We start from the raw sequence: 22,581 nt of genomic DNA on the forward strand, positions 1-22,581 counted from the left end.
ATATGGTAAATAGTAACTTTATGACCGGAACTTTCCGTTCCTCCGAGTAGAATAAGTGATGACCTTGGCCTTTCTGTTCGTCGGAATACTTCCATGCTATACTTGAATTAATTCATTAACATAGGAAATCGATAATCAACTATGGAGAAAATCATTTCAATTGTGCGTTTTAAATTTTATGGACTCAGCAATACTAACTATAATTTTGAGTTATAATTTTTAATCCAATTTTAATTTTAGTCAAATTGTCCTTGAAGTTTTTTAGGTTAGAATTCATTCATACTCAATTGCGGCCCAGAGAATCAAGCGGATTACGCAAAGAGACATTCTAACGGAAAACAAGGAGGAATTTTTCATGACAACCCTAGAACATGTGGAAAAACTGTGTGCCATGGCAAATATAAGCTACGAAGAGGCCAAGGCTGCTCTTGACGCTGCAAATGGCGATTTGCTTGAAGCCATTATTTACCTTGAAAAACAAGGAAAAATAAGCGCTCCCACCGGAGGAGGCTATTACAGCAGCGCCAAAACCAATGACCCAAACGCAGAATCCTTTAAAGAAAATTGCTGGGGAAAGCACCACCATCATCATCACTGTCACGATGGCAAAACCTTTTTTTCTGTCTTGAAAAGTATTGGGAAGTTCTGCGTGAAAATGATTCGCAGAGGGAATGCCAATTCCTTTGAAGTACTCAAAGGTGACGAAATCAAAGCTTCTTTTCCAGTCACTGTCTTAGCCCTACTGCTTATTTGTGCCTTCTGGGTTACCATTCCATTGGTTGTCATCGGACTATTCTTTGGTTTACGCTATCGTTTCAACGGGCCTGATTTCAGCGGAAATACCGTCAACGACGCTATGGATAGTGCGGCAGACGCGGCCGAAAACCTCAAGAAGTCCATAAATTTTTAATAAAAATTTGCGGAAATGGTGGGACTTTCTATGAGTTTGAAAATCCTAATTATTGAGGATGAGGAAAAGATCGCCCGATTTATCGAGCTGGAGCTTGGCTATGAGGGGTATACCACAACAAAAGCCTTTGATGGCAGAACAGGGCTTGAACTCGCCGAAACGGGCGAGTTCGACCTCGTTTTGCTGGATGTTATGCTGCCTAAATTAAGTGGAATGGAAGTTCTGCGCAGAATTCGCCGAACCTCCTCCGTTCCCATCATCATGCTGACAGCGCGTGATAGTGTTGTAGATAAAGTTTCGGGACTTGACAGCGGAGCGAGCGATTATATCACTAAACCCTTTGCCATTGAGGAACTTCTGGCGCGAATCCGCACCGCTCTCAGAAAAACCATGCCGGAAGACCCAGGGGTGCTGTCTGCCTCCGGCTTGTTGCTGGACACAAGCAGGCGTACGGTTACTATGATGGGCAACCCTATTGATCTTACTAAGCGAGAATTTGACCTTCTTCATTTTCTACTCAAAAATAAAGGGCTGGTCGTTTCCCGAGAGGCGCTGCTTGAGAATGTCTGGGGCTTTGATTTTACGGGAGAAACCAACGCCGTCGATGTTTACGTCCGTTTCCTGCGCGGAAAAATCGACGAAGTGTTTGATATTAAACTAATTCATACCGTAAGAGGAGTGGGATATGTGATTAAGGATGAACGATGAACCCGTAAACAATCCCCCGGACGGTATTGGCACTAGGATTCGATTTTCCATCGTCTGGAAACTGAACATCAAACTATTTTTACATACGCTGGGTCTTTTTATGGTTCTTGACCTGATTCTGGGATTAGGATCTGTGGCTGGACTAATAATGCATGCCGAACAGAACGTGGCAGCGGTGGCCCAAAGGTTGAATCAAACGGGACTACCTACCCCGGAGTCAGAAGATTGGCTTGCCCTCACAGGCTGCAGCGTTTCTCTGCAAACGGGTGAAGCGAAAGGGTTTCATATCCCAACATCCTTGCAGGCCTACCTTCCCGAACAAACTGCATCCGGTGTCAGGAGTATTGATCTGCAGGATTCAGAAAGCTTAAATAAATGGGGAAGATTCGTGGGGGTTACTTATAATGTGACGATAGAGGTCGGGAATCGCTCTTATCGTATTTCCTTCCGTCCTCAAGAGACTCTTCAAATCTACGCCGTCCTGTTTGCCTTAATATTAAGTTTGGAGCTTCTGATGCTGTTCCGCAGCATTTTCACGGGAGCACGGATGATCCGCAACACCCTTCGACCCATTCAGGAATTGGCGGAAACAGCCCAAAATTTAAGTACCGACGGTTTCTTTTCCCCGGCCCAGCTAGAAGTTCTGGCAGGCAAGTTAGATAACATCAATGCCGCTAAGCTGGATACAAGAATCTCAGTAGGCGATACGCAAAACGAACTAAAAACCCTCGCATCGGCCATAAATGGGATGCTGGACAGAATTAATGAATCCTACCGTTCCCAGGCACGCTTCGTATCAGATGCATCTCATGAACTAAGGACACCGATTTCTGTCATTCAGGGGTATGCCAACCTGCTGGATCGATGGGGAAAGAACGATGAAAAGACCTTACAGGAATCCATCGATGCTATCAAAGATGAAACGGCGAATATGAAGGGCTTGGTTGAACAGCTTCTCTTTCTGGCACGAGGCGACAATAACACCATGGCACTGCAAATGGAGCGTTTTGAATTGTCCGCTCTTGCTCTAGAAGTGCTGCGGGAAACTCAAATGATCGACGGTGGTCACGAATACGATTCCAGTGTTACATCGGTATTCATTAACGCAGATAAAAGCCTTATTAAACAGGCACTGCGGATACTCATTGACAACGCTATGAAATATACGACTCCAGGTAAACGAATCACTATTTCTGTTTCTGGTTCAGACGATTTTGCTCGGTTGACCGTACAGGATGAGGGCATCGGTATCGCTCCCGACGCTGTCCCCAAAATCTTTGACCGTTTCTTCCGCGCCGATGAATCTCGAGCCCGGGCCACAGGCGGAACAGGGCTGGGTTTATCCATCGCCAAATGGATCACCGAAAGGCACGGCGGGCATATGGAGGTTTTAAGCAGGCAGGATATCGGCACACGAATTTCCATTGTGCTCCCTGCAGCGGCCAAATCCCTTTTGCAGAAACAGGACTAAGGCAATAACAGTTAATACAAAAGGAGAGGTACAGTGTTTCGATGGAAACACTGCACCTCTCCTTTTTGCTATTACATATTGGAGATAAACTGCAAACTATCCCCTTTGCCCAGATCCACCTTTAGCCCAACAGACTGAATTCTCCGTTCTATACAATACCGGCAATCCTCAGGATGATCGTCGCCACAAATCTTGTTTTCATAAAGTGCGTACTGTTTTCTTACGGTTGACGGAGTGATGATGGGCATAACAACATTAGCACCCGCTTGCAAGGCCATTTCTCTGCCTTGGGGATGCAAAGTACCCAAGGCCGTTGTGGCAGGAATGTGGCTGTCTGGAATAAGCAGACGGGCCAAGGCCACCATGACTAACGTATTTTCTATTGTTCCGCCTTTTTCTGTCCCTAAAGGAGTTTGACTGTGCGGAATAAAGGGCCCAATCCCAATCATGTCTGGGTGGAGTTCCTTTAAATAGTGGAGGTCTTCTGCCAAATCGGCAGGGGTCTGTCCGGGAAGCCCAACCATAAACCCGGCTCCCACCTGGTAACCAATCTTTTTCAAGGCTGCCAGGCAAGCCCGGCGATCCTCGAAGCGCATCGTCGGATGCAGCTTTTCATAGAGTTCTTGCGAAGCCGTTTCGTGGCGCATCAAAAAACGATCTGCTCCAGAAACAAAAAGGCTTTGATAGGTTTCCACGCTTCGCTCTCCAATCGATAACGTAACAGCAACTTCTGGATAATATCGTCTCTTAATCTCATGAACCAAAGCGCTGAGCATCTCATCGGTATACCAAAGATCTTCACCGCTTTGCAAAACAAATGTGCGATAGCCTAACTCATATCCTTTATCACAGCAAGCCAAAATTTCCCCCGGAGTTAACCGATAGCGCTCCACCTTGGCATTGGAAGCTCGGATACCACAGTAAAGGCAGTCCTGCCGGCAAATGTTGGAGAATTCAATGAGTCCTCTCAAATAAACTTTATCCCCATAATAGGCTTGTTTCGTCTTTAACGCTTTGCTGTAGAGGATTTCCCTTTCTTCAGGAGTTATGGTTTCCAGGAGAACTGTGATCTCCTCTTTTGTCAGATGGTTTGTCTGAAAGGCCTTATCTAATAAATCATGCTTCGTATTCACAAAGTCACTTCAACTCCTTCAAAGTAACAAGTCGACATGCTCATCTTCCAAGATCATTTTAGCTAACGGGAATGGTTCAAGAGCTCTCGTCAGCAATCCCTGCACATAAGCAATTAGAATGCCATAGTTGACAATTGGTACATCCAGTGCCTTAGCACTTGCTACTCTGCTGAGCATACCGCTTCTGTTCATCATGCATGCCCCGCAATGAACGATAAGGGCATATTTCTTGACATCATCTGTAAAGGAAGCTCCGGCCGAAAATTCAAAGTCTATCTGTTTACCTGTTCTTTGACGTATCCACCTAGGGATCTTCACACTGCCTATATCATCCGATTGCCTGTGATGGGTACACCCTTCAGCGATTAAAACTTTATCCCCATCCTTGAGTCTATCGACCGCTTTAGCCCCTCGGATAAATTCTGTTAAATCTCCCTTTTGCCTGGCAAATAGGATTGAAAATGAGGTCATCAAGATATCCTTAGGCGTATCTGCAGCGACCTTTAGAAAAACTTGGGAATCTGTAATCACGAGCTTTGGTTTCTTGACCAGATTGCTTAGAGTCTCTCTTAGTTCATACTCTTTGGTGACAATTGCCATGGCGTCACTTTCTAAGATATCACGAATCGTTTGCTGCTGAGGAAGAATCAACCTCCCCTTGGGGGCCGCCTTATCAATGGGAGTAACCAACACCACGAAATCCCCCGGGTTGATCAAATCCCCGACAATTTTAAAGGTATCTTCATTTTCCGGGATCACAGAGATAATAGCACTTTTTAATTCTTTAATCCCCAGCTTTTTCAGAGCAGATACAGCAACCACAGGAGTGTTTAAAGTTTCTTGCAGCTGAATCGTAATTTTCTCCGGGTCAATGTTCTCCAAGGTATCCAACTTGTTTAGGACAACGATAATAGGTTTCTTGTTGTCCTTAAACCTATCAAGGATTGTGCGGTCCACTTCGCTGATACCGGCTTTAATATCGACGATGAGCAAGGCAATGTCTGTTTTGTCGAGGACCTCCCAGGTCTTTTTGACTCTGAGCTCTCCTAACTCACCAACATCGTCAAGCCCGGCTGTATCGATGATCACGCATGGTCCTATGGGCAGAATTTCCATAGCTTTAAAAACAGGATCGGTGGTTGTTCCTTTTACCTCAGATACGATAGCCGTTTCCTGCCCTGTCAGCGCATTAATCACGCTGGATTTTCCCACATTCCTCTTGCCAAAAAGCGCTAAGTGGACTCTCACCCCTCTTGGTGCATCATTCAAGCTCATCCGAATCCCTCCGTAATCATTTCCTTAGCCTTCCCGGTATACCTGGCTTTGTGACTTCCAATGGATTTAGAATCTCATCAATCCTGGAATCCTTAAACGTTGTTTCTTCTTTCATAACTTCTCTTATGGACTTGTTTTCCCTTAAAGCTTTGCTAGCCAGATGAGCGGCCTGGTCATACCCAAGATGGTGAACCAGAGCCGCTGCAAGTACAGCAGATTTCTCAAGAGTATCCCGGCACTTTTCTTTGTTGGCGATAATACCTGTGATACATTTTTCTCGAAATAACGTGACTCCCCGATTGAGAAGCTCCAGGGATTCCAGCAGACTTTCAGCGATCAGCGGCATAAAGGAATTTAGTTCGAGCTGTCCAGAGGAGGCCGCCAGCGTAATTGCATGATCATTGGCCATGACTCTCATGGCTACCTGCCCGATCATCTCCGGTATGACAGGATTCACTTTTCCCGGCATGATTGTAGAACCGGCCTGCATCTGAGGAAGTTCAATTTCCCCCAGACCTCCCTTGGGGCCTGAAGCCAGCAGCCTTAAATCATTGGATAGTTTCAGCAAGTTTGTACCGCAGGCTTTTAGAAGCCCAGAGACTTCTACAAAGACATCGTTATTTTGGGTTATGTCGATGGGATAGTCCGAACGTGCTAAACCTAGACCGGTTAATTCCTGAATGGTATCGGTAATTCTAAAAATATATTCCTGAGATGCATTGATGCCCGTGCCGATAGCCGTTCCTCCCAGATTAATCTGCCTCAGCCGCTCTTCTCCTTTATAAACTCTCCAACGATCTCGTTCGATACTTTTAGCGTAAGCACCAAACTCTTGTCCCAACATCATTGGCAGGGCGTCCATCAGTTCCGTCCGGCCAAGTTTAAGAACATCACTAAATTCGTTCTCTTTACTCTGAAGAGCTTCTTGAAGTTCCGCCAGAGAATAGCTTAAGGTTCTCAGCATATGAATTGCAGCAATTCTCAAGGCCGTAGGATAAACATCATTGGTTGATTGGGACATATTGACATCATTTAGAGGATGTACAAGGTTATAGTCTCCTTTTCGTCCGCCAAGAATCTCAATCGCCCTATTGGCAACGACCTCATTGACATTCATATTCGTGGAAGTACCCGCTCCCCCTTGAAAGGCACTTACGACAAATTCCTGATCAAAATTCCCTTCAATGACTTCTTCGCAGGCCTTGATGATAGCCTGTGCTTTAACCTCTGTTAATTGTTTTAATCGATGATTGACCATTGCCGCTGCCTTCTTTATCAAGGCAATTTCATAGATAAGCTTTAAATTAACACTTCTTACACCTAAATTGAAATTTTCTTGGGCTCGTTGAGTGTTAATTCCGTAATATTGAGTTTCAGAAATTTTACGTTCTCCGATGGTGTCTCTTTCAATTCTAAAGCCCATGTTATATCCTCCAACGAAGCTCGCTGAATATTTTATTGCGTAATTTATCTTTAAAACCTTAAATCTCTCTCTCCAGCAGCGATTCTTTTGAGTTTTTCCTCGGCTGCTTTTCGAGCTACCTCTTTCGGAATATCCTGAAGACCCTTCTCAATAGCCTTACGTCCTAGTTCTTTCAGTTCCTCATCGGCATAGTCGATGAGGAATTCCTTAAAGGTAAGCAGAGCATTCGGCAGACAAACATTATGGATTTGTCCAGCCTTAGCCAAAGCCATAAACCTATCTCCGGTCCTTCCTTCTCTATAGCAGGCGGTACAGTAGCTGGGCATATATCCACTCAAGCACAAACTTTTAATCACTTCCATCGGAGATCGATGATCTGCCACTTCAAATTGAGGTTTTTCTTCTGTTTTATTAATTCCATGCTCTTTTGAGTACGCGCCCACTCCTGTGCACGAGCCGGCACTGTACTGGGAAATTCCCAGAGCTAGTACTTCTTCTCTGAAACCTGCTTCTTCTCTGGTAGAGAGGATCATTCCAGTATAAGGTACTGCCAGCCTCAGAACTGCAACAATCTTTTTAAAATCATCATCCGGAACAAGATAGGGGAGATCATTCAGATTCACTCCCTCAGCCGCTCGCAGCCTAGGAACGGAAATGGTGTGGGGCCCGACTCCGAAAGCATCCTCAAGATGTTCTGCGTGCATCAGCATAGCTATGGTTTCATATTTAAAATCATATAAACCATATAAGACACCAATGCCGACATCCCCTATTCCTGCCTCCATAGCCCTATCCATAGCAGTTGTATGCCAGTTGTAATCATGTTTCGGACCTGTAGGATGCATTTCTTCATAAACTTTCTGATTATACGTCTCCTGGAACAGGGTATAGGTACCTATTTCGGCGTCTTTTAAGCGTTTATAATTCTCAACGGTGGTTGCGGCTACATTAATATTGATTCTTCGGATGCTTCCATTGGCAAATTTTAAAGAATATATCTTCTTGATGACCTCTATAATATAATCCATGGTGCAATTCACAGGATCTTCTCCCGCTTCTATGACGATTCGTTTATGTCCTAATGATTCCAGAACTCTTATTTCCTCTTCCAGTTGTTCCATCGTTAGCTTACTTCTCTTCAAATTCTTATTACAGGCTTGATAGCCGCAGTAGACACAGCCATTGACACAATAACTGCTAATGTAAAGCGGGGCAAATAGAACGATCCTTTTACCATAAATAGTCTCTTTAATTTCTTTGGCCGTCTTAAACATTTCTTCTATAACGTTTTTGTCGTCGATATTTAACAGAATTGCCGCTTCCCGATGAGTCAATCCTTGGCAAGTCTTGGCCTTGTCCAAAATTGCCCTAACTAAGTCCTTGTCCTTAGCCTTGTCAGTTCCCTCGTTTAAGGAGTTTCTAATTTCTTCATCTATAATAAAATCTTGTGCCAGATACTTTTTCATTGTTATTCCCCCAATTTTTTCGTTAAGGCTGATTTTACGTTAACCCCTCTGATTTTCCCGAGTTTTCCGGTCATAGCACTAATTTCATCCGTGGTCCCCTCAACGATCAATGAGATAATTGCTATCCCCTGTTCTTTTCTGGGGATCCCCATCCTCCCGACAATAATGTTTGCCACTTCATGCAGAGTTTCATTAACCTTATTAGCGCTTTCAAACTCTTCAATTACGATACCTACAACCCCGATTCTCTTGTCCATGCTCATGTCCTCCAAAGAGTCTGCAACTAAGTCGCACATTCATGTAAAGTAGGCAACTGCCTAGTTGCACTTAGCTGTAGAAAGTATTTAACGACGTTATACTTTCTGACTAGCATAAAGAAAACTTAGCTGGCGCTAAGCCTCTGGCGAAAGCGGCAGGTTAGTTGCACTTATGCTTAGAAAGTATATAACGCAAGTTTATACTTTCTGGTAGTACAAAAAAGCCTTCTACAATAGTAGAAGGCTGCTTTAACTTGAGTTTAACCCTTCTCCTCTTGCTCTGAGTAATCTTCACAATCAGATAAATGTTTTGTATTAATCCACTGTGCCGGAAGCTCCGGCACAGCCGATGTAGTTTGTTGAATATTATGCAATACCGATATCAAAAATACTGACACCTTGTCTAAATTGATCTGTTTTGAAACACATGCTTTTATTGGTATTGTTAGATCTTCCTGCGCGCAGTATAACTGGTATGCAGCAATTGATGGGCTCTTTCTCCGTAGGGTTCGCCCAGATAGTCTTTATACATGGCGACAATGGCCAGGTTTTCATGAGACTTGCGTAAGGGTTTGGCACGGTCTTCACGGTAAAGGGCAGCGGCACGATCTTTAAGAATTTCCATGTTGCCGTGATGATAAGGTTGGCCGCCTCCCCCAATACATCCACCCGGGCAAGCCATAATCTCTATCACGTCATAATCGATTTCGCCGGCTTGTATTTTTTCCAAAACAGCTCGGGCATTGCCGAGACCATTAATAACCGCAATCCGATAATCCTGTCCAGCGATTGGGATAACGGCTTCTTTAATTCCGTTCATTCCCCGGAGAACCTCGAATTCCACTTTTTCCAGGGTTTCACCCGTTAAAATCTCATAAGCAGTCCGAAGAGCTGCTTCGAGAACTCCGCCTGTCGTTCCAAAAATAACGGCAGCACCTGACGATTCCCCTAAAGGATGATCGAATTCTTGATCCTTCAGATGATCAAAATGAATGCTGGCTTCGCGGATCATGCGAGCTAATTCCCTTGTCGTGATGACAATGTCCACATCCGAAGTCTCTGCACTTTGGGCAAGTTCAGGGCGAGCGGCTTCGTATTTTTTGGCGACACAAGGCATCACGGAAACAACGGTGATGGATTTAGGATCAACGCCCAAGGTTTTAGCATAATAGCTCTTGATTAAAACTCCTAACATTTGATGAGGAGATTTGCAGGTCGAAGGGATATCCAAAAGATCGGGAAATTGATGTTCAAAGAATTTGACCCAAGCCGGACAACAACTTGTCAGCAGCGGCAGGCGTCCGCCATGCTTGATGCGATGAACAAGTTCACTTGCTTCTTCCATAATGGTCAAGTCAGCCGCAAAATCTGTGTCGAAGACGCGGTCGAATCCAAGTCGCCGAAGAGCGGCCACCATCTTGCCGGTAACAACCGTCCCGGGTTCTAAGCCAAATTCCTCTCCTAGGGCAACCCGTACCGCCGGTGCCGTTTGCACAACGACAAATTGGTTAGGATCATTGAGAGCTTTCCATACTTTGTCGACTTGGTCCACTTCGGTTAACGCACCTGTTGGACATACCGCCAGACATTGTCCGCAGAAGGTACAAGCGGTTTGGCTGAGAGGCAAATCGAAGGCTGTTTTCATCACCGTCTCGAAGCCGCGACCCATTGCAGAGTATACCCCAACCGTCTGTACTTCATTACACATTGTTTCGCAGCGCCGGCAACGTATACATTTATTAGGATCGCGAACAATTGAGGAGCTCGATTGATCAATTTCAAATTCAGATTCTACCCCTTCATAGCTGATGGTACGTACGCCTAATTCCGCGGCAAGAGCTCTGAGGTCACAATCCATATTTTTGGCACAGGTTAAACAAGATTTTGGGTGGTCAGAAAGCAATAGCTCAACCATGGCTCGCCTGGCCTGGATAGCACGCAAGGAATCGGTCTTAACAACCATGCCATTCATGACCGGTGTGGAGCATGAGGAAGCTAAATTACGTCGGCCTTCAATCTCAACGACACAGACTCGACAAGAAGCTATGTTATTGTTGTAATGCATTTCATGAAGCTTCATATGGCATAGTGTTGGAATATCTATATTAATTGTTCGAGCTGCTTCTAATATAGTCATTCCTTCCGGAACGGTTAGGGATATATCGTTGATGGTTAGCTGTATATCCATTGGGAATCCTCCTTTAAAGCAAACTTGGCTGGCGCTGAGCTTGTGAAGCGGCCGCCTAGTTGCACTTATGCCCACGCATTCTAATAAGCAGGGTACACAGGTACCTTAACGGCGGATGATGGCGCCAGCAACGCGGCATTGTTCCATACAGGCTCCACACTTCAGGCAACGTTCTTGGTCGATGACATGGCGTTTTTTAGGTGAACCGGTAATGCAGCGCACGGGGCACTGTTTTGCGCATCGAGTACATCCCACGCATTTATCGGTGATCTCAAATTTTAACAAACTTTTGCAAACCCCGGCAGGACAGGTTTTATCCACGATATGGGCAATGTATTCATCCCGGAAATACTTCAAGGTTGAAAGAATTGGATTCGGAGCACTTTGTCCCAGTCCGCAAAGGGCAGTATCCTTGATGATAAGGCACAGTTTCTCCATGTTTTCTAAATCCTCTAACGTCCCTCTGCCTTCCGTAATCTTTTCCAAGATCTCATGCAAACGTTTGGTACCTACGCGACAGGCAGTACAGCGGCCACAGGATTCATCCATGGTGAACTCTTGGAAAAATTTGGCGATATCAACCATACAGTCATCTTCATCTAAGACAATAAGCCCCCCAGAGCCCATCATGGAACCGATGGAAGCTAACGATTCATAATCAATAGGAGAGTCTAAATATTTGGTCGGAATACATCCGCCGGAAGGACCTCCGGTTTGGGCTGCTTTAAACGTTTTATGATGTTTAATCCCCCCGCCAATACCAAAGATAATTTCTCGAAGGGTTGTTCCCATGGGGACTTCCACCAGCCCGACATTGTTTACTTTTCCAGCTAAAGCAAACACTTTTGTTCCCTTGCTTTTTTCTGTACCGATATTAGCGAACCATTCCGCTCCTTTTAAAATAATCGGAGGGATATTGGCTAAGGTTTCTACATTATTGACACAGGTAGGTTTACCCCATAACCCTTTTTGAGCAGGGAATGGAGGTTTAACGGTAGGTTCTCCTCTAGATCCCTCAATGGAATGAATCAGTGCAGTTTCTTCACCGCAAACAAAGGCTCCAGCGCCGTATTTGAGCTCAATGTCAAAGTTAAAATCGCTGCCCAAGATATTCTTACCTAGTAATCCATACTCTCGTGCTTGCTCTATAGCAATTTTCAAACGATGAATGGCGGCAGGGTACTCTGCGCGGACATAGATATAACCCTCGGAAGCTCCGATCGTGGAACCCGCGATGAGCATCGCCTCCAGGACACTGTGAGGATCGCCTTCTAAGACGGAACGATCCATAAATGCACCTGGATCCCCTTCATCCGCATTGCAAATAATGTAACGTTGATCGGCTTGGCTTTTGCGTGTGAATTCCCACTTTGACCCAGTTGGGAAACCAGCCCCACCACGCCCCCTCAGTCCACTGACTTTAAGAACGTCAATGACTTCAATGGGAGTCATTCGGAAAAGAACTTTCGCTAAGGCCTGATAACCATCAGCGGCAATATATTCTAAAATATTTTCCGGGGCAATATAGCCAACATTACGAAGGGCAATTCGAAGTTGGTTATCATAAAAGGGAATATTAGTCGCAAAACGTTCTTTTGTATTCGGATCCATGTAGAGAAGACGTTCTACCTGCTTACCCTCAATAAAATGTTCATTGACGATCGTGGGAATGTCTTCAGCGGAAACTTCACAATAGGTTGCGTTATCGGGATGAATCTCGATCATAGGGCCTTTTTCACAAAAACCAAAACAACCCGGTTGAAATACTTTAACTTGGTCAGATAATCCCAAGCGGTTTATTTCTTCTTCCAAAAGTTCAGCAATACGGGGACTGCCTGAGGAGTGACAACCGGGTCCGCCGCAGACCATAACGTGTCTGACTAGACCCCGAGCATTCTTAGTACTGACAGACTCGGCAACTCGACGTGTCTCGATGAGCTTAAGGCTTTGAGCCTTAAGGGCATTTAATTCATCGGTGTTATTAAGTTTCATATGGCTTTTCCCTTCCTTCGATGACGCTTCTTCCACACCCATCCACTTTGTAAACGTTGTTTTTCAGGTTTAACTTTCTGGACGGTACTTTGCCAGGACCTCGTTAATTTCCTGAGCCTCGTGCATACGTCCGTGAACTTCACCATCAACGATCATAACTGGGGCGAGTCCGCAGGCCCCAACGCAGCGCAGGGTTTCTAAGGTAAAAAGGTTATCTGGAGTTGTTTCACCGGCTTTTATTTTAAGTTGATTTTCAAGTTCATTTTTTAACTTTTCGGCACCACGAACAAAACAAGCAGTACCCATACATACATTCACAACATGTTCTCCCCTAGGTTTCATAGTGAAATATGAGTAGAAGCTTACCACCCCGTAAACTTTGGCTGATGGTATATCAAGCTTCTGGGCGATATGCCATTGTACGTTATGAGGCAGATATCCATATATTTCTTGGGCATAGTGGAGAATAGCAATCAGATTTTCCTTTTTGTTGGGTATGCTGTCGATATAGTCATCCAGTTTTTGCGCGAACTCATTAGGCGAAGAGCTGTTACACATGAAAATCCTCCTTTTGGTTAAAAATTAGGCTTAACTTTTACAGGCCTCCCTTTGAACTTTATTAATTAAGATATTATGAGTTCTTAGACTCGATCAAGCTATTCAATCACAATTAAGAATTTATTGAAAAGTTAATCGACTCATAGCTGTAGTTTAGCGTGCTTAGGAGGAATTGTCTCGTTTATTAACATAAATAAAGTATTTTATGAATAAATAAAATACTTTTTAAAATACACCTAATTATTAAAATGATTTTTAAATTATTAAATCACCGCTGGGAAGACAATCTAACCAAAAAGTGGTTGTCTCCTGCTAGAAAAAGTTAATTTCTAGGAGGAGACAGCCACTTTTAACGTTGAGTGTATAAATCGTTACTTCCTTTATAACGGGATAAATATTTTAACCGGTCGGCCTACCGTACCACATTTCTGTTCGGATTTAAGTAAACCGTGCTCTTCAAGAAATTCAAGATAGCGGCGTACTGTGACTCTGGTTAACTTAACGCCTTCTGCAACTTCTTCTGTTGAAATCGGTCGATGTGTTGCTTGTAAAAATTGGACAATTTGGTCAAGGGTTGCTTTATTTAACCCTTTAGGAAGACCCTCAGCCCTACTGTACCAGGGAGTTTCCAGCCTGGATAGCAGCTCAGCCTCGGTAGCTGGTATGAAAGTATTCGTTCGCTCACTTATTTGCTCGCTTGCCTTGATTTGCTCTAAAACGTTATTAATGTCACTTTTTAATGGAGTGTTCTCGACATTGTTGTTAGTTGACCGACTGATTTCTCCAGTTAATGTTTGGATTTGTTCTGCCATTTGAATAAAAGCATCCTCAAGTTTTTCTATTTCCACAGTACCGGAAATACTGACCTTTTGATTATTATGTTCAGCCGCAACTTCCTGAACTCCTATTAGACTATTTAGAGGGTATCTGACCCATCTGCGAAAGAAAAACAAAGCGAGAAGCGCAACTAAAATCGTTAGGGCTAATACTAATCCCGCCATGGTAATCAACGATCTATTAATAAATTCTTGTTCATAAGCATGAGAAATTCCAACGTAGAACATTCCAAGGATATCACCATTTGCTGCGCGCAAAGGAGCATATACTGTTTGGCACAGCTGACCCACTACATCGGCTTCTCCGATATAAGTTTGACCATTTTTTAGTACTGTTTGCGCGACATTCGGCGAAACCTTGGTACCAATCACTCGTTCTCCATTTGAGCCGCGTACTGTGGTTGCTGCTCGAGTATCTCCAAGGAATATTGTGACAGTATCTCCGGTGAGTAGGGCTAAATGATCTACCATATCATTATTAAGGCTTATTTTGATAGCTCCTTTATAAAGCTCCCCATCTTGCACTGACCAAGAGCCAGGGTATTTCGTATCGATAATTTCCATACAAGTTGCCAAATCAATTTGTGCCTTATTAGTAGCCGCAGCTATATCTCGATCTTTAATATACCAGCCAAGAATTATGATGATGCTAGATGCCAAAATAACAAGCGAACCCAGCAATAATATTAACATTCGATGTCTGAGCGAACGCACGGGTGCACCTCTTTCGTTGAACCTAACTAATGTCCAAATACAGAATCATTTAAATATATTCACGAATTATGTTAGAATACCTCTTTTTTTAAAATAAAGTTTTTAAATTATTCTATAAAAATGGAATATAACAATTTCATCAAGTAAGTAAGGGGACAAGTACTGTGTTTCAAATCATTGAAACAACATACCTGTCCCCTTTGTTTCTCGTCGATAAAGCAACGAATAAGTCTATGATGATCTAATAGTCATCCTTCTTAGAACTCTGAGAACTCTTCGATCATTTTAATCTACTTAGCCCGTTGATTAGGAAGACCTTGCAAAACCTTTAGTACCTCTTCATCATCTTCCAGTCCGATGATGTTCTTCATCATATACTGATATCCTTTGGGCAATTTGGAATCACGTTCGTTTAAACCCGGCACTTGATCCTCGGTAAATAGAGCTTCAAGTGAAAAGGGTTGTAATTCATCCTCGTACTGTTCGGATCTCATTGGAGCTGGATTCTCTCGGTTCCCTGGAGCTTCTTCGCCTAACTCTGAGACTTCTGTTCCTGAACGGGATAAAAATCTTTCCCATATACTATGGCTTTGTAACATTAGCCGCAAGGCTTCTTTGATGAAGGCGCTTCTTAGCTCCGGTTCAATCTGATGTAAAACCTGCCAAAGCTCAGAGTCAGTTTCGTCAAAATTCAGGGAAATAGAGGACGGTAACGATGGCATCATACCGACGTATTAGCTTTCTTTGTTATAGTATTAACTAGGGTTGAAGCCATGATCCTGAATCCAGAAGCATTTCCGAACTGTGGATTTTCAATTAATAGTTTATTGTCCACTTGAATATAGTCGAATACCTTTTCTCCGACCTTCCCTGCAACAAGAACTGTGTGTAATTTGCTGAGCATTGGCTTTAGAGCTTTCTTTACTTCTCGAGTAATATCCGTTCCTAACTGCGAAAGCATCGTTTGCATAATCGGGTTAAGATTTAGTGACCCATTATTCCAAGGATACTTTCCTGCATTGACTCTGAAAATCTTATCAAGTTCTTTATCATCCGTTTCGATTGGATTTTCGTGGTTACTAGTCATTTCCTTGAGCTTTTCTGCCACTCCGGTATAAGCCCATTTTAAACCCTTCTCAAGGCTGAAGGAATTTGGTGGGTCAAGCATGACGCCATCGTAAAAGGTCGCAATATCCGTTGTCCGAAAACCGACATCGATGACAACAACGTAACCACCAAAAAGTTTATCATTGGCCGGAAGTCCATATTCATTGAGAGTTTCTTTGATAAACACGCCATAACTTTGCGGGAGCACTCGTGAACGTAAAATATTTAGATGACGCGTCATCCCCTCAAAAGGACCCGATAAAAACGTTACAGCAAAGGAGCCTTTTAATTCGGCTTCATACTTTTCTTTTAAGCTGGAATAGTATTTCACGGGCACACCTGTCCCCAGGTAAACATTAACCTTTGGATTTTGTTGAGCTAAGGCCAGAGCAACTACCAGTAAAGCAGTAGCCTCTTCATCAGAAGACTTGTCTTCATCCCAACAATAGTGTGCTTCATTCGGATTTAAACTCTCCGCTAAGCTCCCCATAAAATAATGCCGTTCTACACCTGTGGAATTATTTTTAACGATCACATCAAGCGAAGAGATCTGAGTTTCTATGTCTGAACCCTTACTGATTAAAAGATTACCCAAGGTCGAAAAAATCCGTTCATTACCTTTACAAATCACTGCAGGAAATAAGATCTTCGCGTCTTGGGTCTCAAGCTTAATCGCTCCGAATCCTGGATCAGCTCCAGCTATGAGAATATCACTGTCAAGCACACTCTTTCCTCCTCGTCAAGATTCTCTTCAAATCTACACAAATTTCGCCATGCTACTAATACTTACCATTATATACGAACAAACCGCGCTTGTAAAAATGTAAGGCTGCTCTATTCCTCGTAGGCTTCTCTTAGTAACGCAATTTCTGCTGCATAACCTGAAATGTCATTGGGAGTTTCAAGAAAGAATGGCAGGTGGCGGAGCTTGGGGTGATTGATAAATCGCGAGATGGCTTGCAAACCTATGGAACCTTCACCGATTTTAGCATGACGGTCTTTGCGGCTGCCCTTTGGATTCATGCTGTCATTGAGATGAATCGCCAGGAGCCTGTCTAAGCCAATAACTTGATCAAAATTATTAAGCACTCCATCAAGGTCATTAACAATATCATAACCGGCATCGTAGACATGGCAGGTATCTAAGCAAACACCCATTTTTTCAGAGAGAGTTACGCCGTCAATAATCCATCTGAGTTCTTCGAAGGTGCCGCCAACCTCTGTGCCTTTGCCTGCCATAGTTTCCAGCAAGATGGTTGTCGTCTGCTCAGGCTTTAAGAGATTATTAAGCTGTGCAATAATCTGCCGAGTGCCAATGTCTGTGCCTTGTCCTCCATGGCTGCCAGGGTGGAAATTATAGAGGTTGTGAGGCAAATATTCCATGCGAACTAGATCATCCAGCATGACTTGGGCTGCAAACTCTCTTGTTCTTTCTTGGGGGAGCAGGCATTGAGGGTATAGGGGGCATGGGCTAAAATTGATGCAAATTGATTTTCTTCCATAATCTTAAGCAGGGCCTCGGTATCTTTCGAATCGATTTCTTTCGCTTTACTGCCTCTGGGGTTACGCGTAAAGAACTGAAACGTATTCGCCTGTATTTTCAAGGCATCGTTACCGATGGCCTTAAATCCCTTTGAAATGGATAGATGACAACCAATTCTTAACATTATTTTCCTTCTTTCCTTTGTAAGTCTTTTTTCGTTTCTCAGCATACTTAACGTATTTTTGTCACAAATGAGTCACTTTTCGACCCCTATAGATCGCTGTCTTCAATTCATTAATATATTCCTGCTTCTCTGGCATGTCCGTTAGCCCCGCCTGATTAATTGCCAAATCGATATCATAGGGCACTCTAACTAGAGCAATCGAAAACGGCCCTTTGTTGTCATCATTTAATCTTCCCTCTATGATTCCGTAAGAAGCTTGAGGCATATCAAGCGGGTTACCAACACTTCCAACATTAAAGATAGTCTTCCCTTCGAAGTGATCAATGTGCGCACCATGAATATCTCCATATCCGACCACATCTGCTTCAAGGTTAAGAGTTGGGGTTGGTTCAAATAATTTTAATCGTTCACTTTGTTCCGTTGAAAGGTAAACTCTATGAAAAAGATCATTGGGAGAGGCATGACACAACCTTAATAACTTTCCGCTGATATAAAATTCTTGATAGATTGGCAGTTCCCTCATATACTTTAGTCGCTCTGCTCCTAATTTATCTTGATGCCAAATTAATGCTTCCTTGCCTTTTTGGTCTGCCAGATAATAATCCCAATTACCCTTAATCACGACTTCACAATGTTCTTTGATCAGATCAACTGTCTCTGCTGAACTCGGTCCTTTTCCGGCTAAATCTCCAAGGCAAACTATTCTATTAATAGTTCTGCTTCGAATATCTTCCAGCACTGCCTCCAAGGCAGGCATATTTCCATGAATATCAGATATTACCGCTATTCTCTCCATAATGTCTCCTTATATAATAGTTAATATGTTCTATAGGATTTTGGACTGACAGAAAAGTTTCAATATTGTTCAAAGTTCTCCACTCTTCAATGAATCCCTGCCATATCAACGATAAATAACTACATAACGTTTTGCAATTACCCTAGCATGTATATTAAAATATATATAGCAAAAAAATAGTTTCGAGGTGATATCTATGAGAAAAATAATAATCTATTGTTTAGCCGTTGTTCTACTATTAAGTCTAACTGCATGCAATTCTAAGACACCAACGGATACTACTCAAACCACTGTTTCTTATACCAAAGAGTTTCCATATCTGCCGGCTTATAGTAACATGGAATATCAAAGTATTACCCAGACCCCGCAAAAACAAAGTATCGCAAGATATCTCATAAAAAATACAACCACAGATAAAGTCCTAAATGACTATGCCGACATCTTAAAGAAAGATGGTTGGACTGTAAACTGGAGTTATACAAAAGATAAAAAACCTGCCAGCATCGTTGCTCAAAAAGACAATCATACGGTCGCCTTATTACCTCAGCAAACTGGAACTAATGTCTTGTTGATAATTACTAGTTCCACCTAAGATTCTAGACAATTTGATGTATTGTTATCTTAAAGATATGACTTCCGGTTGTACAACTGAGGCATGCGACTTGCGCCTTGCCTCAATTTAAGCCATCCTATATCTTTAGACCTGAAATTGCTTATAACATCAAAACCACCCTTTCAAGCAGGAACGACTAACTTTCCACTAATTAAAGGCTGTCTAGGAGACAACAAGGATCTCGCGTGCTCTTAGTCGGTCTTTTTATAATGCCGTTTAATACTCGTTCCATTCCTTGCCTCAAGGTACAAATCTTTGAATTTCATCCTGAAGCACTATTAGCTGGTGGGGCGCCTTCGCTGCCTAACGCTAAGACTGTGGCGCAACGAAACATCAATATCAACCTGTTCATTTACCATAAAAATAGTATATAATGAGAAAAAAACCTTGATTTTGAACAAGGTTGAATTTGAATCATTGGTTTTAAGAGAGGTGGTAGATAGTTATGAACCCAATAGACAAGTCAATCGTGCAGCAAGCACTGGATAGTTATCTCAATCGCGAAGTTTACCTCCACCTTGAGACGACCAATGGAGCCTATGCCGCCCACAGACAAGAGAGCACCATGACTGTAGGTGCCTATATCCGCAACGGACGCATCTCTTTTGGACGGGGAGTCATCACGGGGGAAGGACCCTATCGTGTCGGACTTAAGATGGAATACGGCTGGGTTTACGCCGAAGGATTGACCGATTTTGAAATGGAGCAAGAAGGCCAGCTTTTACTCGCTGGTCATGATCATGAAGGGCGACTGGCTGTTGCTCTGGAACTCAGTTTATACCCATTTGATTTATAACGATTGAGCCTAAAACCGCGGTCAAACACCCATTTTAGGCGTTGTTCGTAGAATTCGGATTTACTTAGGGGGGAATATTCATTGGAACAGCACGTTCTTGTTGTTTTGCCACATCCAGACGATGAAACGTTTGGCTGCGGCGGAACTTTAGCGCTCTTTGCCAAATCAGGGGTTCCAGTCACATATATTTGCGGCACTTTAGGTCAGATGGGGCGAAATATGGGGAAACCTTTTTTTGCTACCCGAGAATCATTATCTAAAGTTCGGGAAGCAGAGCTGGAAGAAGCCTGTAAGGCCATCGGTATTCAACGTCTAATTAAGCTGGGATTACGAGATAAAACCATTGAATTTGAAGACCCAGAGCCCTTGATCGATAGAATCGAGCAGATCATCTGTGAGATAAAACCTTCTTTGGTCCTTACTCATTATCCAAAATATGCAGTACATCCGGATCACAATGCTCTCGGCGATTTGACGATCCGTGCCCTTTCTCGTCTTTCTGTTCAAGAACGACCTACGGTATACGGTCACGCTTTTGAACGCGACTGTCAAAAGGTGATTGGTCCTCCGGATATCATTAACGACATTTCGGCTGTGTCAGAAGTGAAGCTGGCTGCAATCCGCGCCCACAGGTCGCAATCCCAATTGATTATTGCAGGCAATTTGAAAGGGCAATCCGATACCAAGCCCTCGAAGAACCAGTTTCGAAATCAGTTTAATCATATGCTCATTCGCGAATCTTTCTGGACCTACCGTTTTTCGTAAGGCTACCTAGTTCCCAATAGGATCTTTCAAGAATCTGCCGGAATTTTAAGACTCAGCCGAATCCAGCGGCTGAGTCTCTTTATTACAAGCCCATTTCACCTGCACCCTACCATGCAGGTGAAATTTTAGAGAGGAGGCCCTGCCATCATATGAATATCTTTAAGAAATTTATTAAATATTATAAACCTCAGCAATTTCTATTTTATACGGATTTGCTCTGTGCTGTGATTGTTTCTATAATTGATCTGGCCTTTCCTCTAATTCTCAGTAACCTTACGAAAACTCTGTTTACTCAGGATAAATCATTGATTCTGCATGCTTTAGGGTTTATTGGCATAGCTTTGGTGGCCATGTACGTCATAAAATATTTCTGCCAGTACTTTATTATTTCCTGGGGGCATATCATGGGCGCCAGAATGGAAACCGAAATGAGAAACGATCTCTTCGATCATTATCAGCGGCTATCCTTTTCCTATTATGATAGGAACAACACTGGGGAAATGATGTCCAAACTGGTTGCGGATCTCTTTGACATCTCTGAACTTGCTCATCACGGCCCAGAAAACCTCTTTATCTCCGCTTTGAAAATCCTCGGTTCCTTTATTATTCTAACGATGATCAATGTCCCAATGACCTTAATATTGTTATTTGTCACTATCATTATGGTACTCTACACGGTCCATAAAAATATTAAGATGGCCCCTATTTTTACGGATAACCGTGTTAAAATCGCCGCTGTAAATTCCAGCGTACAGGATAGCCTCTCTGGAATTAGGGTCGTCAAGTCCTTTGCCAATGAAGATATGGAACGCGAAAAATTCTGCAAAAGCAATTGGGCATTTTTATTATCGAAAATTGAGACTTATAAAACCATGGGGAGCTTCTACGCTTGGAATTCGTTTTTCGAAGGATTGCTTTATGTCGTAGTCATTATTTCCGGAGGGTTATTTATCGCTTTAGGATCCCTAAAAATCACCGATTTGGCGATCTATGTTCTTTACATCAATATCTTTGTCAATCCGATCGATGTGCTGATTAACTTTACCGAGCAATTTCAGAAAGGGTACGCCGGATTTAAACGTTTTATTGAAGTATTAGACACAGAACCCGAAATAGTGGACAAAACCCACGCCGAACCGCTCACAAACGTTTTAGGAGAGATTGAATATAAGAATGTATCGTTTCGCTATAACGATGATTACAATGTTTTAAATAATGTAAGCCTAACGATAAGATCTGGAAAAACAATCGCCTTAGTCGGGCCTTCCGGCGGCGGAAAAACAACATTATGTTCTCTTTTGCCACGATTTTATGATGTTACTTCTGGATCGATAACCATTGATGGGAAAGATATCCGGAATATCACACTGAAGTCTTTAAGAAATGCCATTGGTATTGTGCAGCAGGATGTCTATCTGTTTGACGGTTCAATCAAAAAAAATATCGCTTATGGCAGGGCTAATGCGACAGATGCAGAAATTATCGAGGCGGCTAAAAATGCCAATATTCATGACTTCATAACGTCTCTCGATGAGGGATACGATACTTATGTGGGAGAACGTGGCGTCAGGCTCTCAGGTGGGCAAAAGCAGCGGCTGTCAATCGCCCGGGTGTTTTTAAAAAACCCTCCGATTTTGATCTTGGACGAAGCTACATCAGCTCTGGATAACGAAAGCGAACTCTATATCCAAAAATCCCTGGAAAAGCTCGCTAAGAACCGGACAACCATTGTAATAGCCCACAGGTTAAGTACCATTAAAAATTCTGACGAGATCGTCGTAGTGACCGATGAAGGCATCCAGGAAAAAGGAAACCACAAGCAGTTAATTGAAAACGGCGGAATCTACGCGCATTACTATAATATGCAGTTTGAAGGCTTGGAATAAAATAGCAGCTTGTTAAAATT

At 43.1% G+C, this 22,581-nt stretch carries 19 protein-coding genes and 1 pseudogene; 7 read left to right on the top strand and 13 right to left on the bottom strand.

The window, feature by feature from the left end; all coding sequences use genetic code 11:
* Positions 1 to 355: 355 nt before the first annotated feature.
* From VZF35_RS13535 to VZF35_RS13545, 3 genes are read left to right on the top strand one after another with little or no spacing between them, the layout of a single operon-like run.
* Complete coding sequence (locus VZF35_RS13535) at positions 356 to 910, top strand: ubiquitin (RefSeq protein ID WP_407314370.1); 555 nt, start codon at positions 356 to 358, stop codon at positions 908 to 910.
* A 30-nt stretch (positions 911 to 940) separates the two neighbouring features.
* Positions 941 to 1,618, top strand: coding sequence for a response regulator transcription factor (locus VZF35_RS13540; protein ID WP_407314372.1), 678 nt, complete (start codon positions 941 to 943; stop codon positions 1,616 to 1,618).
* Positions 1,608 to 3,089, top strand: coding sequence for a sensor histidine kinase (locus VZF35_RS13545; RefSeq protein ID WP_407314374.1), 1,482 nt, complete (start codon positions 1,608 to 1,610; stop codon positions 3,087 to 3,089). Before VZF35_RS13540 ends, VZF35_RS13545 begins: the two co-directional genes overlap by 11 nt.
* Positions 3,090 to 3,160: 71 nt before the next feature.
* On the opposite strand, the gene hydE is transcribed toward VZF35_RS13545, so the two are convergent.
* From hydE to VZF35_RS13610, 13 genes and pseudogenes are all read right to left on the bottom strand, one after another.
* A complete protein-coding gene (hydE, locus tag VZF35_RS13550) occupies positions 3,161 to 4,222 on the bottom strand; it encodes a [FeFe] hydrogenase H-cluster radical SAM maturase HydE (RefSeq protein WP_407314376.1) in 1,062 nt (353 codons plus the stop codon).
* A gap of 18 nt (positions 4,223 to 4,240) precedes the next feature.
* A complete protein-coding gene (hydF, locus tag VZF35_RS13555) occupies positions 4,241 to 5,497 on the bottom strand; it encodes a [FeFe] hydrogenase H-cluster maturation GTPase HydF (protein WP_407314378.1) in 1,257 nt (418 codons plus the stop codon).
* Positions 5,498 to 5,513: 16 nt separating this feature from the next.
* Positions 5,514 to 6,920 (bottom strand): aspartate ammonia-lyase, encoded by a 1,407-nt coding sequence (locus tag VZF35_RS13560; protein WP_407314380.1) that lies wholly within the window; start codon positions 6,918 to 6,920, stop codon positions 5,514 to 5,516.
* A gap of 50 nt (positions 6,921 to 6,970) precedes the next feature.
* Entirely contained in the window at positions 6,971 to 8,386 is a 1,416-nt protein-coding gene (gene hydG / locus VZF35_RS13565) for a [FeFe] hydrogenase H-cluster radical SAM maturase HydG (RefSeq protein WP_407314382.1), read from the bottom strand.
* 2 nt (positions 8,387 to 8,388) lie between these two features.
* Complete coding sequence (locus VZF35_RS13570) at positions 8,389 to 8,643, bottom strand: TM1266 family iron-only hydrogenase system putative regulator (RefSeq protein WP_407314384.1); 255 nt, start codon at positions 8,641 to 8,643, stop codon at positions 8,389 to 8,391.
* A 445-nt stretch (positions 8,644 to 9,088) separates the two neighbouring features.
* The gene (locus VZF35_RS13575) at positions 9,089 to 10,831 is read right to left on the bottom strand and encodes an NADH-dependent [FeFe] hydrogenase, group A6 (protein ID WP_407314386.1); all 1,743 of its coding nucleotides are present in this window, start codon (positions 10,829 to 10,831) and stop codon (positions 9,089 to 9,091) included.
* A 105-nt stretch (positions 10,832 to 10,936) separates the two neighbouring features.
* Positions 10,937 to 12,823, bottom strand: coding sequence for an NADH-ubiquinone oxidoreductase-F iron-sulfur binding region domain-containing protein (locus VZF35_RS13580; RefSeq protein WP_407314388.1), 1,887 nt, complete (start codon positions 12,821 to 12,823; stop codon positions 10,937 to 10,939).
* Positions 12,824 to 12,892: 69 nt separating this feature from the next.
* On the bottom strand, positions 12,893 to 13,381 hold the full coding sequence (locus VZF35_RS13585) for an NAD(P)H-dependent oxidoreductase subunit E (RefSeq protein ID WP_407314390.1): 489 nt from the start codon (positions 13,379 to 13,381) through the stop codon (positions 12,893 to 12,895).
* Positions 13,382 to 13,761: 380 nt separating this feature from the next.
* Positions 13,762 to 14,931 carry a cache domain-containing protein gene (locus VZF35_RS13590; protein ID WP_407314392.1) on the bottom strand — a complete coding sequence of 390 codons (1,170 nt, stop codon included), beginning with the start codon at positions 14,929 to 14,931 and terminating at the stop codon, positions 13,762 to 13,764.
* 290 nt (positions 14,932 to 15,221) lie between these two features.
* The gene (locus VZF35_RS13595) at positions 15,222 to 15,656 is read right to left on the bottom strand and encodes a hypothetical protein (protein WP_407314394.1); all 435 of its coding nucleotides are present in this window, start codon (positions 15,654 to 15,656) and stop codon (positions 15,222 to 15,224) included.
* Positions 15,653 to 16,762, bottom strand: coding sequence for a chromosome segregation protein ParM (locus tag VZF35_RS13600; RefSeq protein ID WP_407314396.1), 1,110 nt, complete (start codon positions 16,760 to 16,762; stop codon positions 15,653 to 15,655). The genes VZF35_RS13595 and VZF35_RS13600 overlap by 4 nt, the downstream gene beginning before the upstream one ends.
* Before the next feature lie 110 nt (positions 16,763 to 16,872).
* Positions 16,873 to 17,705 (bottom strand): annotated as a pseudogene (locus VZF35_RS13605) (deoxyribonuclease IV).
* A gap of 61 nt (positions 17,706 to 17,766) precedes the next feature.
* Positions 17,767 to 18,501, bottom strand: a complete 735-nt coding sequence (locus VZF35_RS13610; RefSeq protein ID WP_407305573.1) for a metallophosphoesterase family protein — start codon at positions 18,499 to 18,501, stop codon at positions 17,767 to 17,769.
* A 196-nt stretch (positions 18,502 to 18,697) separates the two neighbouring features.
* On the opposite strand from VZF35_RS13610, the gene VZF35_RS13615 reads away from it, so the two are divergent.
* The 4 genes from VZF35_RS13615 (at position 18,698) to VZF35_RS13630 (ending at position 22,561) form a co-directional block, all read left to right on the top strand.
* Positions 18,698 to 19,093 carry a hypothetical protein gene (locus VZF35_RS13615; protein WP_407305575.1) on the top strand — a complete coding sequence of 132 codons (396 nt, stop codon included), beginning with the start codon at positions 18,698 to 18,700 and terminating at the stop codon, positions 19,091 to 19,093.
* Positions 19,094 to 19,559: 466 nt separating this feature from the next.
* Positions 19,560 to 19,910, top strand: coding sequence for a YojF family protein (locus VZF35_RS13620; RefSeq protein WP_407305577.1), 351 nt, complete (start codon positions 19,560 to 19,562; stop codon positions 19,908 to 19,910).
* Positions 19,911 to 19,991: 81 nt separating this feature from the next.
* Positions 19,992 to 20,675: a bacillithiol biosynthesis deacetylase BshB2 gene (gene bshB2 / locus VZF35_RS13625; RefSeq protein WP_407305579.1), complete on the top strand. Its 684-nt coding sequence runs from the start codon at positions 19,992 to 19,994 to the stop codon at positions 20,673 to 20,675.
* Positions 20,676 to 20,824: 149 nt separating this feature from the next.
* Positions 20,825 to 22,561 carry an ABC transporter ATP-binding protein gene (locus VZF35_RS13630; RefSeq protein WP_407305581.1) on the top strand — a complete coding sequence of 579 codons (1,737 nt, stop codon included), beginning with the start codon at positions 20,825 to 20,827 and terminating at the stop codon, positions 22,559 to 22,561.
* Positions 22,562 to 22,581: the final 20 nt, after the last annotated feature.

This window comes from Desulfosporosinus paludis (assembly GCF_045689965.1).
Taxonomy (GTDB): Bacteria; Bacillota; Desulfitobacteriia; order Desulfitobacteriales; family Desulfitobacteriaceae; genus Desulfosporosinus; species Desulfosporosinus paludis.

What these genes read in the sequence shown, in the direction of transcription:
- VZF35_RS13535 (WP_407314370.1), top strand. Translation starts at nt 356, where the DNA reads ATGACAACCCTAGAACATGTGGAAAAACTGTGTGCCATGGCAAATATA.
- VZF35_RS13540 (WP_407314372.1), top strand. Translation starts at nt 941, where the DNA reads ATGAGTTTGAAAATCCTAATTATTGAGGATGAGGAAAAGATCGCCCGA.
- VZF35_RS13545 (WP_407314374.1), top strand. Translation starts at nt 1,608, where the DNA reads ATGAACGATGAACCCGTAAACAATCCCCCGGACGGTATTGGCACTAGG.
- hydF (WP_407314378.1), bottom strand. Translation starts at nt 5,497, where the DNA reads ATGAGCTTGAATGATGCACCAAGAGGGGTGAGAGTCCACTTAGCGCTT.
- VZF35_RS13560 (WP_407314380.1), bottom strand. Translation starts at nt 6,920, where the DNA reads ATGGGCTTTAGAATTGAAAGAGACACCATCGGAGAACGTAAAATTTCT.
- hydG (WP_407314382.1), bottom strand. Translation starts at nt 8,386, where the DNA reads ATGAAAAAGTATCTGGCACAAGATTTTATTATAGATGAAGAAATTAGA.
- VZF35_RS13570 (WP_407314384.1), bottom strand. Translation starts at nt 8,643, where the DNA reads ATGGACAAGAGAATCGGGGTTGTAGGTATCGTAATTGAAGAGTTTGAA.
- VZF35_RS13575 (WP_407314386.1), bottom strand. Translation starts at nt 10,831, where the DNA reads ATGGATATACAGCTAACCATCAACGATATATCCCTAACCGTTCCGGAA.
- VZF35_RS13580 (WP_407314388.1), bottom strand. Translation starts at nt 12,823, where the DNA reads ATGAAACTTAATAACACCGATGAATTAAATGCCCTTAAGGCTCAAAGC.
- VZF35_RS13585 (WP_407314390.1), bottom strand. Translation starts at nt 13,381, where the DNA reads ATGTGTAACAGCTCTTCGCCTAATGAGTTCGCGCAAAAACTGGATGAC.
- VZF35_RS13595 (WP_407314394.1), bottom strand. Translation starts at nt 15,656, where the DNA reads ATGATGCCATCGTTACCGTCCTCTATTTCCCTGAATTTTGACGAAACT.
- VZF35_RS13610 (WP_407305573.1), bottom strand. Translation starts at nt 18,501, where the DNA reads ATGGAGAGAATAGCGGTAATATCTGATATTCATGGAAATATGCCTGCC.
- VZF35_RS13615 (WP_407305575.1), top strand. Translation starts at nt 18,698, where the DNA reads ATGAGAAAAATAATAATCTATTGTTTAGCCGTTGTTCTACTATTAAGT.
- VZF35_RS13620 (WP_407305577.1), top strand. Translation starts at nt 19,560, where the DNA reads ATGAACCCAATAGACAAGTCAATCGTGCAGCAAGCACTGGATAGTTAT.
- VZF35_RS13630 (WP_407305581.1), top strand. Translation starts at nt 20,825, where the DNA reads ATGAATATCTTTAAGAAATTTATTAAATATTATAAACCTCAGCAATTT.